At 49.4% G+C, this 12,429-nt stretch carries 15 protein-coding genes; 9 read left to right on the plus strand and 6 right to left on the minus strand.

Annotation, left to right across the window (positions count from 1 at the left end; all coding sequences use genetic code 11):
* Nucleotides 1-19 precede the first annotated feature (19 nt).
* Nucleotides 20-808, plus strand: coding sequence for an SDR family NAD(P)-dependent oxidoreductase (locus EBS36_04365; GenBank protein ID NBU32385.1), 789 nt, complete (start codon nt 20-22; stop codon nt 806-808).
* Between the two features lie 27 nt (nt 809-835).
* On the opposite strand, the gene EBS36_04370 is transcribed toward EBS36_04365, so the two are convergent.
* Nucleotides 836-1,258, minus strand: a complete 423-nt coding sequence (locus EBS36_04370; GenBank protein NBU32386.1) for a hypothetical protein — start codon at nt 1,256-1,258, stop codon at nt 836-838.
* A gap of 99 nt (nt 1,259-1,357) precedes the next feature.
* Here EBS36_04370 and EBS36_04375 point away from each other — a divergent pair, with 99 nt between their 5' ends.
* Nucleotides 1,358-2,122, plus strand: a complete 765-nt coding sequence (locus tag EBS36_04375) for a hypothetical protein (protein NBU32387.1) — start codon at nt 1,358-1,360, stop codon at nt 2,120-2,122.
* A gap of 59 nt (nt 2,123-2,181) precedes the next feature.
* A complete protein-coding gene (locus EBS36_04380; GenBank protein NBU32388.1) occupies nt 2,182-2,715 on the plus strand; it encodes an orotate phosphoribosyltransferase in 534 nt (177 codons plus the stop codon).
* Here EBS36_04380 and EBS36_04385 read toward each other — a convergent pair.
* Nucleotides 2,712-3,365 carry a DedA family protein gene (locus EBS36_04385; GenBank protein ID NBU32389.1) on the minus strand — a complete coding sequence of 218 codons (654 nt, stop codon included), beginning with the start codon at nt 3,363-3,365 and terminating at the stop codon, nt 2,712-2,714. The genes EBS36_04380 and EBS36_04385 overlap by 4 nt on opposite strands.
* Nucleotides 3,366-3,442: 77 nt before the next feature.
* Here EBS36_04385 and EBS36_04390 point away from each other — a divergent pair, with 77 nt between their 5' ends.
* The 4 genes from EBS36_04390 (at nt 3,443) to EBS36_04405 (ending at nt 6,633) form a co-directional block, all read left to right on the plus strand.
* Nucleotides 3,443-4,468 (plus strand): class II fructose-bisphosphate aldolase, encoded by a 1,026-nt coding sequence (locus EBS36_04390; protein ID NBU32390.1) that lies wholly within the window; start codon nt 3,443-3,445, stop codon nt 4,466-4,468.
* Between the two features lie 136 nt (nt 4,469-4,604).
* Nucleotides 4,605-5,168, plus strand: a complete 564-nt coding sequence (locus EBS36_04395; GenBank protein ID NBU32391.1) for an FABP family protein — start codon at nt 4,605-4,607, stop codon at nt 5,166-5,168.
* 2 nt (nt 5,169-5,170) lie between these two features.
* Nucleotides 5,171-5,599: a transcriptional repressor gene (locus tag EBS36_04400; protein ID NBU32392.1), complete on the plus strand. Its 429-nt coding sequence runs from the start codon at nt 5,171-5,173 to the stop codon at nt 5,597-5,599.
* Nucleotides 5,600-5,655: 56 nt separating this feature from the next.
* Nucleotides 5,656-6,633 (plus strand): folate-binding protein, encoded by a 978-nt coding sequence (locus EBS36_04405; GenBank protein ID NBU32393.1) that lies wholly within the window; start codon nt 5,656-5,658, stop codon nt 6,631-6,633.
* Here EBS36_04405 and EBS36_04410 read toward each other — a convergent pair.
* Nucleotides 6,630-7,100 (minus strand): D-tyrosyl-tRNA(Tyr) deacylase, encoded by a 471-nt coding sequence (locus EBS36_04410; GenBank protein NBU32394.1) that lies wholly within the window; start codon nt 7,098-7,100, stop codon nt 6,630-6,632. The two genes, EBS36_04405 and EBS36_04410, sit on opposite strands and share 4 nt — an antisense overlap.
* 58 nt (nt 7,101-7,158) lie before the next feature.
* Between EBS36_04410 and EBS36_04415 the strand changes: the two genes are divergently transcribed.
* A complete protein-coding gene (locus EBS36_04415) occupies nt 7,159-8,106 on the plus strand; it encodes an asparaginase (GenBank protein NBU32395.1) in 948 nt (315 codons plus the stop codon).
* Nucleotides 8,107-8,225: 119 nt separating this feature from the next.
* Nucleotides 8,226-8,909: a hypothetical protein gene (locus EBS36_04420; protein NBU32396.1), complete on the plus strand. Its 684-nt coding sequence runs from the start codon at nt 8,226-8,228 to the stop codon at nt 8,907-8,909.
* A gap of 21 nt (nt 8,910-8,930) precedes the next feature.
* Here the strand turns inward: EBS36_04420 and disA are convergent, their stop codons facing one another.
* The 3 genes from disA to EBS36_04435 all read right to left on the minus strand — a co-directional run bounded on the left by disA (nt 8,931) and on the right by EBS36_04435 (nt 12,331).
* On the minus strand, nt 8,931-9,986 hold the full coding sequence (gene disA / locus EBS36_04425) for a DNA integrity scanning protein DisA (GenBank protein ID NBU32397.1): 1,056 nt from the start codon (nt 9,984-9,986) through the stop codon (nt 8,931-8,933).
* A 135-nt stretch (nt 9,987-10,121) separates the two neighbouring features.
* Nucleotides 10,122-11,495, minus strand: a complete 1,374-nt coding sequence (radA, locus tag EBS36_04430; GenBank protein NBU32398.1) for a DNA repair protein RadA — start codon at nt 11,493-11,495, stop codon at nt 10,122-10,124.
* 38 nt (nt 11,496-11,533) lie between these two features.
* Nucleotides 11,534-12,331 (minus strand): DUF3109 family protein, encoded by a 798-nt coding sequence (locus EBS36_04435; protein ID NBU32399.1) that lies wholly within the window; start codon nt 12,329-12,331, stop codon nt 11,534-11,536.
* Between the last annotated feature and the right edge of the window lie 98 nt (nt 12,332-12,429).

The raw sequence follows: 12,429 nt of genomic DNA on the forward strand, positions 1-12,429 counted from the left end.
ACACTGGCAAGATAGTGATATGACTCAAACATTTGTCGGCAAAACCGCATTGGTAACCGGCGCAACTTCCGGAATTGGCAGAGCCTTCGCAGAGGTTTTAGCTCATCGGGGCATGGACTTGGTTGTCAGTGGTCGAGACAGTTCGCGCCTGGCTCAGATCGCAGAAGATTTGCACGAAGATGCTGGATCAAATGTAGAGATTCTTGTTGCAGACCTTTCTGACCGCGCTCAAGTGGATCTGGTGGCCAACCGCGCCGCCCTTGAAGATATCGCGTTGGTTGTAAATAACGCGGGTTATGGCCTTGCCACACCTTTCGTCGGCGGTGATTTAGCCAGCGAACAGGCGCTACTCGATGTCCTGGTAACTGCGGTGATGCGAATTTCACATGCGGCACTTCCTGGTTTAGTTGAGCGAGATTTTGGTGGCATCATAAATGTCAGTTCGGTCGCTGGGTGGTTATCGAGTGGAACTTACAGCGCAGCGAAGTCTTATGTCACAACATTTAGCGAATCACTAGCTATGCAACTGCGCGAGAGCAACGCACATGTTATGGCGCTTTGTCCAGGGTTCACACGAACTGAATTTCAGCAGCGTGCCGGTATGAACACCGAAACTATTCCAGAAATCCTTTGGCTTGATCCGCACGAAGTTGTGCAGGAGGCGCTGCTAGATTTTGCCGCGGCTAAGGCGGTAAGCGTCCCTAGCGTTCAATACAAAACACTCGGTATCGCAGCGCAGTATTTGCCTCGACCATTAGTTCGCATATTTTCGACCTTAGAACGTAACTACCGAAATTTACCTCGATAGGCCGGTCTTGCTCATTTGCGCTGGCACTTAGTGCAAGATTTGAGCCAGCTGTTCACGAGTAACTTCCCAACCACGCAGCTTTGCTTGGCGGGCAGCATCAAGGGCAAATTCTGGCGCTACTTCAGTAAGCACAATTGTTACGGGGGCATCTGGCCAGTCGCCATAATCGCCACCAATACTTGGCATAACTGGATCAATGAGAATGTATCCGACTGCTGGACTACGAAGAGCTTTGCGACTGAAGCCAAGGGCTGGTGCGTACTGACTTGTTTGACCTGAAAACACCAGAATTAATGAATCTGCAGTCCCCGCAAGCTGTGCTGCAACATGCGTTATCCACCGAGCGCCAGCAGGGGGAGGACTTATCACATACGGAGCGATCTGAAGATTTATGTTTTTGGCATGTGGATTTATGTCGGTATCGGTCGGACAGAATGCCACGGTTGCCATAGGACTACTGTGCCATGCTTTGAGAGCCGACTCATAATCACCTCCGCAAAGCTCAACATTTTCTAAGCTAGAACTCGTCCGGAAGTTAGACTTCTAAATATGACAACAAATCAAAGCGCTCTTTCAAAACTTCGTAGATTCAATTTCATCGCTGGTATTTTTCACCTCCTTCAATTAGTGGCTGTGCTGTACCTGGCAAATGATTTTTCCTTGCCGGTAACCGCTCGATACATGTCTGGACCCCCAGGAACTACCTACGCTGACCCAGTTACTTTGTTCGACACCAGAGTCGGTTTGGCGGTGGCGGCATTCTTGGCTCTTTCAGCACTGGCTCACTTTATTGTCATTAGTCCAAAATTCTTCCCTCGTTACAGTGCTGGCTTAATTGCCAATCACAACAATTTCCGCTGGGTCGAATATTCAATTAGTTCATCAGTGATGATTGTGTTAATTGCTCAAGTTTGTGGAATAAGCGAAGTTACTGCGCTACTTTCAATCTTCGGTGTCAATGCTGCGATGATTTTGTTTGGCTGGCTGCAAGAGAAGTATGAGCAGCCAAAATCAGGCGGTTGGTTACCATTCATCTTTGGTTCAATTGCCGGAGCGGTTCCCTGGTTGGCGATTGCAATTTACGTGGTTGCACCAGGGGCAGAATTTGCGAGTAAGCCACCGGCTTTCGTCTATGCAATCGTTGCAACACTGTTTATTTTCTTCAATATTTTTGCAGTGGTTCAGGTTTTGCAATATCGCGGAAACGGCCGTTGGGCTGATTATCTGGCGGGTGAGCGCACCTACGTGGTCCTGAGTTTGGTCGCAAAATCAGCCTTGGCTTGGCAGATTTTTGCCGGCACTCTCATTTCTTGATAACTAAATTTTCTTACCTCGAGTGCACAGAAACTTTTCGACATGAATAGGGTTTAGGTATGTCAGATCGCGATGAACTCCGCCAGCAAATTTTGGACAAAGCGGTAGTGCACGGCAAAGTAATTTTGTCTAGTGGCAAAGAAGCTGAATATTATGTGGATTTGCGACGAGTCACTCTAGATTCGGTGGCAGCTCCACTCGTGGGCAAAGTGATGCTGGAGCTTTTGGCAGACGTTGAATTTGATGCAGTAGGTGGCCTAACTTTAGGTGCAGACCCAGTGGCAACTGCCATGCTTCATGCAGCGGCAAACCTAGGACGCTCCCTTGATGCCTTTGTGGTCCGCAAAGCCGAGAAGGCTCACGGTTTACAGCGCAGAATTGAAGGGCCAGATGTAGCCGGCCGAAATGTAGTAGCAGTTGAAGACACCAGTACTACTGGTGGATCAGTGATGACAGCGGTAGAGGCACTTCGTGAAGCTGGTGCCAATGTTGTGGCGGTAGCGGTAATTGTTGAACGCGGAGCTGCCCCGATGATTGAGGCTGCAGGACTGCCTTACTTTGCAGCCTTCCAACTTTCAGACCTTGGCCTTTAATTAGCTTTTTTTGCGTTTCTTATTTCTAAAATAATCGGAACCACACTTATCGCCACAACAATTAGTGTGAATATTTCAATGTGGTCGTGAATGATTTTTATCGTGCCTAAGAAGTAGCCAAGTAGGGTCATTGAGAATACCCAAAGCACGCCACCTAATCCGCTGTAGATGGCGAACTTGCGAAAATCCATTTTGGCAATTCCTGCCGTGAGCGTAATCAAGGTCCGCACAATGGGTGTAAAGCGAGCTAAGACAATCGATCTCGCGCCGTATTGGGCAAAAAATTTGCTGGTTTTTTCAACGTATTCCTGCTTGAAGATCCGCGAGTCTGGTCGCCGAAATAATGCCGGCCCAACACTTCCGCCAAACCAATAGCCAACAAGATTGCCCAAGATGGCAGAAACTGTCATTAGGACTAGTGCTAAGACCAGATTTACTTTAATCACTTCTGTTGCAATAAATAGGCCTGTGATGAAAAGTAGCGAGTCACCTGGCAATACCAGTCCAACCAAAAGCCCACATTCAATGAAAAGGATGGCCAATACGAGGGCAAAGGCATATGGGCCAGCAGATTTCAAAAGGCCATCAGGGCTGAGGATTCCAGCTGGGGTTAGCAGTGTGGCAAGAGTACTCTGAATCACATTTCCCACCTTATCCGTGACACAATAGGTATTGGGCAAAGGTGCCCAGTTCCCTCCAACCGCCACTCTTTGAGGAGTCTTAACGCATGCCTATTGCATCACCCGAGGTTTACAACGAAATGCTCGATCGCGCTAAAGCTGGCGCTTTCGCATATCCCGCAATTAACTGCACTTCATCCCAGTCCATCGTCGCTGCCATTCGTGGTTTTGCCGAGGCCGAATCTGACGGCATCGTACAGGTCTCCTGGGGTGGCGCTGAATTTGCATCTGGACAGCTTGTTAAGGACATGGTTGCCGGAGCAAGTGCCCTTGCCGAATTCGCACACTCTATTGCGAAGCACTACAACGTGAACATCGCACTTCATACAGACCATTGCCCAGCCGAGAAGTTAGACGGTTTTATGCGCCCGCTAGTTGCACTTTCAGCTGACCGAGTTGCCAAAGGCCTTGAGCCACTATTCCAGTCGCACATGTGGGATGGTTCAGCAGTAAGTCTTGAAGAGAACCTTGATATCGCTGACGAGATGCTAGATAAGTGCTCTGCTGCTAAGACGGTTTTAGAAATTGAAATCGGTGTCGTTGGTGGTGAGGAAGATGGCATTGAAGCAAAACATGATGCCAAGCTATTTTCAACTCCGGAAGATGCTCTAGCTATGGTGGACAAGCTTGGCCTTGGCGAGCGTGGCCGCTATCTAGTTGCTGCAACTTTCGGCAACGTACATGGCGTCTACAAGCCTGGAAATGTGGTACTAACTCCTTCGATTTTGAAGGATTTGCAGGATGCAGTTTCGGCCAAGCACCCGGGCAATGACAAGCCACTCGATTTAGTTTTCCATGGTGGCTCAGGTTCCTTGCTTTCGGAAATCCGAGAGTCTCTTGATTATGGTGTAATCAAGATGAACATTGACACTGATACTCAGTACGCATTTACCCGACCAATTGTTGATCACATCTTCAAGAACTATGACGGCGTCTTGAAGGTGGATGGCGAAGTGGGCAATAAGAAGGCTTACGACCCACGTGCCTATGGCAAACTAGCCGAAGCTGGCATGGCTGCTCGCGTTGTGCTTGCATGTGAAGACCTACGCTCGACTGGCACGCGCATCAAATAGTTTAAAAATCTTTTGCGCCAGCATCTACCTAGGTAGCTGCTGGCGCAATTCATTTTGGGTAGAAAGAAGATAGACTTAAAAGCGTGCTCGAACACTTTTTCACTGGTCTGTTAGTTGCAACTTCAGTTGCAATTACTTGGTTTGCTGGGTATGTAATTTACAAATTATTCAAGGGCCAGCGCTGACTTCTGAAATTCATTACGATGTGAATCCAATTGCATGGCTGCTTGGCACTTGGGTCGGCTTAGGTGTTGTTCATTTCCCTGGGATGCAAGGTAGCGTGCAGGCGGCACATGAATTAACTGTGGTCACCGATGGCCAACCTTTTCTGACACATCTGTCTCGAATCTGGCAAGTCGATGAAGCCGGGAACCGAGTGCAACTTTTAACCACTGAATCAGGAATTTGGCGACCACTTCCTAACCTAGAGGTCGAATTTACTCTTGATCCGGATGGCAATGCTCGTACTTGGATAGGAGAAGTTAAAGTAACTGGTCTAGTAGACGCAACAATCACCCGTGCACACACAATCATGAATAGAACCGGCTTGCCAACAAGTGATGAGAATGGCTTGGTTGGCCAGGACATTCGGACCTATGGGCTAGACCCAAGTGGCCGACTTGGCTGGGTGCATGAAGTTGAAACAGCTCAAGTACCATTAACATCACAAGCATCCTTTTTATTGACCAAGGCAGGCTAGGAATGAGTCGGGATTGGGACGAAGTCCTTCGGGAGCATGGTTATCGAATCACGCCTCAGCGCCAATTAGTGCTCGAAGCTGTTAACGCGCTTGGCCATGCAACCCCAGAGACTCTTCTTGCCGAAGTCCAGAAAACCGCAGGAGCGGTTAATCTATCCACTATCTATCGAACGCTAGAAGTACTGGAACAGGTTGGCCTAGTTACTCACGCCCACATTGGTCATGGTCCACCGACGTATCATTCAGTAGATGAAGATCCCCACATTCATTTAGTGTGCGATACCTGTTCGTCAGTTGATTCGATTCCTGCGGAATCCGCAACACTGTTTGTGCAACTACTTCGTGATCAAGTTGGCTTTGAGACCGATGTGGCACATGTTTCTGTACACGGGCAGTGTGCTGACTGCGTAAAAAGACTTAAATATCTTTAATGTGCCAGTAGCGAACAGCGCGTAATTCCTCAACACTTTTCAGGGACAATAGAAGTATGACGGCAATTCCGATGATGGACCAAACCGCAATCGATGCTGCTGTGCCGTGGCATTATGGCGATCCATTCCGAGAGCAGCGCCAACTTGTTGCGGGGCTTGGTCGAGTTGATTTATCACATCGAGAAGTTGTCATGGTTTCTGGTCCTGACCGACATGAATGGTTGCACGCATTACTAACTCAGCACTTACTCGAACCATATTCCAGCACCCAAGCTCTTAGTTTGTCGCCAAATGGCCACATCGAACACGACCTTCACCTGATTGACGACGGTCAGATAACTTGGCTTATTTGCGAAACGGGTTCCGCTCAATCTCTCGTCGCTTATCTAACCAAAATGAAGTTCCGCTCGGATGTGGCTGTTACCTTAGTCACCGCCGATTATGCAGTCATTGGAGCGCCAGGTTGGGTAGTTAGCGAATTTCCTGTTTGGCATTCTCCAGCCGCCTACCTCGGAGATTCAGATACTCCTGTCGCATATGTTCCGAAGCGTCCTGCTCCTTGGCAAGTAAGTGAAATAGTCGTCCCAAGAGAATTGCTTGCCGCCGAGTTAGGTGAAGTATTGGTCGGAACCTGGGCTTGGGAGGCGCACCGCATCAGAGCCGGAGTTGCGCGATTCGGATTCGAAACCGATCATCGAACAATTGCGCATGAGCTCGGCTTGATCACCCCCGCAGTTCATCTGCAAAAAGGGTGCTATCGCGGACAGGAAACTGTAGCTCGCGTTTACAACTTGGGAAAACCACCGCGTCGACTAGTTCAGTTGCAAATTGATGGTTCTACAAACGAACTTCCCATAATCGGAGCACCAATTGTTCTTGGCGATGCTGAAGTTGGCCGACTGACTTCAGTAATTCAAGATTATGAAAGTGGTCCGTTGGGACTTGGGGTAATCAAGCGCAATATTGACTTAGCTGACATCCTGATTGTTGGCGGCGTAACAGCCGCTCAAGTCCCAATTGTTGTTGCTGACTAAACTTCCACAAGTATCGTCATGGGGCCATCGCAGGTCTGAGTGATTTGCATGTCAGCGCCAAATTTTCCAGTTTCCACGCTTGCACCTAAGTCGCGAAGTGCACGAGTTAGTTCATTTATCAGTGGTTCGGCTTGTTCACCTCGAGCGGCTTGCTGCCAAGTCGGTCGCCTTCCACGGCTAGTATCCGCAAATAAAGTGAACTGACTTATTAGCAAAATGGGAAGGTTTGCATCCGCTGCCGAAACCTCATTTTTCTCTGGTTCAATTTTGATCCCATGCGCGCGAAGCGCTCCCGCTTCGAAAATTCTAAGTTTCCAGATTTTGTCTGCAAGGGTCACACATTTAGAGATATCGTCATCAACACTCACGCCAACTAAGACGCAAAGGCCAGGACCAGAAAATTCGCCAACTACCTGTCCAGCAATGTGTACGGCCGCCCCAGTTACTCGTTGAATTACCGCACGCATAACTCCATTTTGGTCTACCTGCCCAGCAAATTATCTGAACCCGTGCCACTATGAACCTATGTCGGTTCCGTTGGCCCAGGTGATTCGCAGTGGACTTGTTGAAGGCACCCACTTCGGCAGTGCAGTTGTTGTTGGCTCGAGTGGGGAAGTACTTTGGTCGACAGGTGATGTAACAAAAACATTTTTCCCGCGATCAGCAAACAAGCTGATGCAGACTTTGGGCATGGTAAGAGTAGGCTTACCACTCAACGATCAGCTACTCGCGCTGGCTTGTTCATCACATAGTGGCGAAGCTTTTCACATCGCTGGCGTTAGACAAATTCTGCAAGAAGCAGAATGTAGCGTTTCAGATTTGCAGTGCCCTAGCGACTACCCACTTGATGAAACGCAGCGAACTGAGTTAATTACACAAGGGCAACCTAAATCATCGCTTTACATGAACTGCAGTGCTAAACATGCAGCAATGCTCCTAGCCTGCAAAACTGCCGGTTGGCCGATTTCAAACTACTGCGCACCAGATCACCCGCTCCAACAAACTTGTCAGGCGGCAATCGAAGAGTGCACAGGCGAAAAAGTGGAAGTAGTCGGAATTGACGGATGCGGGGCGCCAGTGATGTCCAGCACGCTAGTCGGTTTGGCCAGGGCTTTTGGCCAATTCGCCGGTCCAAGTGCAACCGCGGATCAACGCATGATCAGCAGTGCGATTAAGTTATACCCCGAATTTCTCGCCGGAACATGGCGCGATGTAACCAGGCTCATGCAAGGTTTACCGGGCGCAATCGCCAAGGATGGGGCAGAAGGTGTCTATGCGATTGGCCTTGGTGATGGACGCGCGTTAGCAATCAAAATTGCTGATGGTGGCGAGCGGGCTCGAATCCCAGTTGCAATGGCTATTCTGCGCGATGTACTTGGCGTCGTCTCTGAAGAGGTGGACCGACAACTCGACAGTAGAGTCACACTCGGCGGCGGTCAGCCCGTGGGCAAAGTCATCCCCTTAATCTCGTAGCCACAGCATTGCCAGCCGTAGTTGTCACCGATAAAAACATGATGAGTTTGCCAACATGTGCGGTGTGCCTCCAGAGGAAATAACTACTCAGTTAATACCGTGAAAGGGTGTCAGGAGTTGTGCATCCAGTTGGACCAAAACCACAGGCAGTTTATTGGCGCAGGCGTGCAGTATTTCTAGTAGTTGTTTTGCTGACTCTTTTCGTTATCGGTCGATCAGTTTTTGGAAACTCGGGATCCGATAACAAGGTGGCTGCAGCTCCCTCAAGTTCACCGACAACCACAGTTAGTCCTTCGCCATCAGCAACCGAATCTAGTGAACCAGTCGGTGTTGAGAGTCCAGAACCAGAACCTAGCGACGCTGTTGATCCAATAACTTTGCAGTCGCCAAGTCCGATTGTCACCGGCAGTCAACCAGCAGGAAGTTGCCTTGACAGTGAAGTAAGCGTAAAAGTTGCACTCAAGAAAAAGGTAGTAAGGGCGGGCGCTGGGCAAGACATAATTATGTCCGTGACCAACATTTCAAACCGCACTTGCAAGCGCGATGTTGGGTCTGGGGCAAACGAAGTTACCATAATTTCTGGTCCAGCTTTAGTTTGGTCTACTGATCATTGTTCGCCTGGCTCGGAGAGCAATTATGAATCCTTGAAGCCAGGGCAGACTTGGTCAGTAAAAGTGGTTTGGAATGGCCGACTTTCCGCGCAAAATTGTCAGGTTTTGGCAGATGCCACATACGGCGCCTATTGGGCACATGCGCGAAACGGCGCACTAACTAGCCCTGGCGCTCGCTTCGTAGTCGAGTAATTTACAAAACTTCTGATTTGGTTAAACGTAGCGTTCGAGCAGGCTAGATTCAGCTAGTCGCGACAAACTTTCGCGAATTGTTCGGGCCCGTGCTTCACCGACACCTTCAACGTCGCGTAAATCCTCAACTGTAGCTGCAAGAATTTTCTGTAGCCCGCCAAAATGCGAAATCAATTTATCAATTACTACTTCAGGAAGCCGCGGGACCTTGGCCATCAGACGATAACCACGTGGCTGAATCGGCGAATCTTGCGAATCAATGTCACCGGGCAGACCTAGGGCGACAGCAACCTGGCCTAAATCTAATAAGCCAGCCGAATCTAGTTCGGAAATAGCTATCAGTGCCTTTTCAACCGCCTTATTTCGCCGAGTCAGATTAGGGACATAATCCTGAACTACTAGGCGCTGTTCGTCGACAGTACCGGCAATCAATTCGTCATGCTGAAGTGAGAGCAATCGGCCATCGGTACCGAGTTCAACGACATAACTAGCAATTTCGGCAGCAATGCGTCGAACCATTTCGTGTCGTTGCGCAACGATTGCAACATCACGAATAGTCACCAAATCTTCAATTTCAAGTGCAGAGAGTGAGCCAGCTACTTCATCCAGACGCTGCTTGTACCGCTCTAATGTGGCAAGTGCCTGATTAGCGCGCGACAAAATCGATGCCGAATCTTCAAGTACATAACGCCGACCATCAAGATAGAGCGCAATGATGTTCATTGATTTACTCACACTTATTACCGGGAGTCCCGTTTGCCGAGAAACTCGATCTGCGGTTCGGTGACGAGTACCTTGTTCATCAGTTGGTATCGAGGGGTCTGGTAGCAGTTGAACTGCGGCGGCAAAAATGTTGTTTGCTTCGCGATCGCATAACACCGCCCCGTCCATTTTTGCTAATTCGCGTAAGCGAGTAGCGGTGAACGGAATGTTTACGTTGAAGCCGCCACTGCTAATTTGATTGATAGATTTGTCTTCACCTAGAACAATCAAGGCGCCAGTGCTACCACGCAAAATACGTTCCAGACCATCACGAAGTGCGGTTCCAGGTGCAACTTGAGCTAGCACCGAGCGCAAGATTGCCTCGGTATCAACTACTTCTTTAGCGGGCACTGCGATATCCTTTTCCTAGCGGGTGCACAAGAAGTCTAGGGCTCAAATCAAAAAAATAAAATGCCTCTGCACAAATCCGATGCCAAATCTGCCCTTAATTCACAGGTGAGCAATCGCCCCAGCAAGATTCGCCACTTCGATGAGTTTCAAGCCGGCCAAATTTACAGATTTGCTCGTACCTCTGGGCACGATTGCTGTGGTAAACCCGAGTCGAGCCGCCTCGGCCAGTCGCTGGCTTAAGCCAGGCACCGGACGGACATCACCGCTGAGGGCTACTTCGCCGATTGCCACAAGATCATCAGCGATTGCCTGATCGCGAGCGGCGGAGGTGAGGGCCAAACACATTGCCAAATCTGCGCCTGGATCAGAAACTTTTGCTCCAGCAACCGTAGCTAAATAGACATCCTGATCCCAAAGTTTGATTCGAGCAGCCCGCTCCGTTACTGCAGTGAGCATTGTTGCTCGGGTTACATCTAACCCAGTTGTGCGCCGAACTGGATTATTTCCTGAACTAGTTGTGGTCAAGGACTGAACTTCAACCAGGAGCGCCCGACGACCTTCGAGGGTGATTGTGATGCAGGTGCCCGGAATCGCTGAATCACGCTGTGATCTAAAAAGTGTCGACGGATCAGAGACTTCGTGAAGCCCATCATCCGTTTGTTCAAAACAGGCAACCTCATCAGCTGGCCCATAACGATTTTTATTTGCGCGTAGTAATCTCAGCGGGGTGCTGCGGTCGCCATCAAAAGTAAGCACAGTGTCAACAAGATGTTCCAGGGATCGCGGTCCCGCAACAGAGTTATCCCTGGTCGATTGACCAATTAAGAGCAAGGGCATACGCCGGCCTTTGGCAGCTCGGGTTAGCACTTGAGTAACTTCGTGTACCTGAGCTACTCCTCCCGCACGTCCATCTAGTTCGGCCGATGCAATTGTTTGCACACTATCTACAATGAGCAGGTCTGGATCCACATCTTCAACATGCCCCAGCAAGACAGCAAGATCTGTTTCATCTGCGATAAGCACATTTGGTGACATCGCATCAATGCGTCGTGCGCGGATACTAATCTGTTCGGCAGACTCTTCTCCAGAAACATAAAGCACCTTCCGCGGCTTGCCTGAAGAGTTGGCAAAGGTATTTGCCGCAGCCAGTAACAGAGTTGACTTTCCGACGCCTGGTTCACCAGCCAACAAAACACATTGTCCAGCGACTAAGCCCCCGCCTAGCACTCGGTCGAGTTCGCCAAGTCCGGTCAATGTTCGTTCAACTTCACCGATTTTGATTTCAGAAACTGGTCTAGCTGGCTGGCTAGGTGATACCCCAACGGAGGTTGTTTTTAGGCCAGCACGATTTGTGCTAGTCGTAGATTCAACAACAGAACTCCAGGCCTGACACTCGGGACAACGCCCTACCCACTTTGATCCAGACCAGCCACATTCAGTGCATTTAAATGCCGCCCGCGCAGTTTTAGCCATGGCTTTAGATTACGGGCTCAGTCCGACAGCAGCAGAATCTATTGGTTGGTAGGTGCTGGTTTTGGATCAGCTGGATGTGCGGCTAAGACCTTTAGTAGTTTTCGATCACCCATATTTTGCGCCGCCGCTAATGTGACTTCGCGGGCCTGGCAGTGTGTCTTCAAAATCTGGTAGGCCTTTTGACCCATTAACTCAATAAGTTCGGCCTCGTACGATTCGTATACCGCTTTGCTAGCGATGTGTGCTTCCGTAGCGGTACTGCAGTACCAATCCAAATCCTTACCGCCAGCCCCCCAGCCGCGCCGATTGAATTCACTAATCACCACAACATCAACTTTGCTGCCATCGCCACGATCTTGTTCTTCGAAAGTGCGCCTAATTGGCAATTGCCAACACACCCAGGGCTTGGTCTCAATGGGGTTTTTCCCCTGCTGTAGTGCCAAAATGTGTAGCGCGCAACCATCGCCACCGGAGAATCCGCCCCGATTATGGAAGATACAGGCACCATTAATTGCACGCGTCTTTTTATCACCATCAGCATCACGTTCCATAAAGCCGTTTGCTCGACCCTCTTCATAGTTTTGCCAAATTTCAGGAGTTAGTTGTTTGGCAAAAGTTCGGGTTTTCTTTTCATCTTCTTTATCCGCCATATGCGCACCGTAAGTGCAACAGCCAACATCGGGGCTATCTTTATCGATGCCTTTGCAACCTTGACCCCAGATACAAGTCCAGCGACTCGTTAGCCAAGTCAAATCACAACGAAATATGTTTGTTGAATCTTCGGGATCGGCGAATTCCACCCAGTGACGAGGGAAGTCAATTTTCTTTTCTGGCACAGGGTGAGCCTATCTGAAAAACGAGTGCGCTACACATAAAGTTAGAAGGGAATTTGATTTCGGGGAGTGACCACAATGTTGCGCAAAGTTGTGCAGGG

This window comes from Actinomycetota bacterium, assembly GCA_009923495.1.
Taxonomy (GTDB): Bacteria; Actinomycetota; Actinomycetes; order S36-B12; family UBA5976; genus UBA5976.

What these genes read in the sequence shown, in the direction of transcription:
- radA (NBU32398.1), bottom strand. Translation starts at nt 11,495, where the DNA reads ATGGCTAAAACTGCGCGGGCGGCATTTAAATGCACTGAATGTGGCTGG.
- EBS36_04400 (NBU32392.1), top strand. Translation starts at nt 5,171, where the DNA reads ATGAGTCGGGATTGGGACGAAGTCCTTCGGGAGCATGGTTATCGAATC.
- EBS36_04415 (NBU32395.1), top strand. Translation starts at nt 7,159, where the DNA reads ATGTCGGTTCCGTTGGCCCAGGTGATTCGCAGTGGACTTGTTGAAGGC.
- EBS36_04390 (NBU32390.1), top strand. Translation starts at nt 3,443, where the DNA reads ATGCCTATTGCATCACCCGAGGTTTACAACGAAATGCTCGATCGCGCT.
- EBS36_04365 (NBU32385.1), top strand. Translation starts at nt 20, where the DNA reads ATGACTCAAACATTTGTCGGCAAAACCGCATTGGTAACCGGCGCAACT.
- EBS36_04405 (NBU32393.1), top strand. Translation starts at nt 5,656, where the DNA reads ATGACGGCAATTCCGATGATGGACCAAACCGCAATCGATGCTGCTGTG.
- EBS36_04380 (NBU32388.1), top strand. Translation starts at nt 2,182, where the DNA reads ATGTCAGATCGCGATGAACTCCGCCAGCAAATTTTGGACAAAGCGGTA.
- EBS36_04410 (NBU32394.1), bottom strand. Translation starts at nt 7,100, where the DNA reads ATGCGTGCGGTAATTCAACGAGTAACTGGGGCGGCCGTACACATTGCT.
- EBS36_04370 (NBU32386.1), bottom strand. Translation starts at nt 1,258, where the DNA reads ATGGCAACCGTGGCATTCTGTCCGACCGATACCGACATAAATCCACAT.
- EBS36_04375 (NBU32387.1), top strand. Translation starts at nt 1,358, where the DNA reads ATGACAACAAATCAAAGCGCTCTTTCAAAACTTCGTAGATTCAATTTC.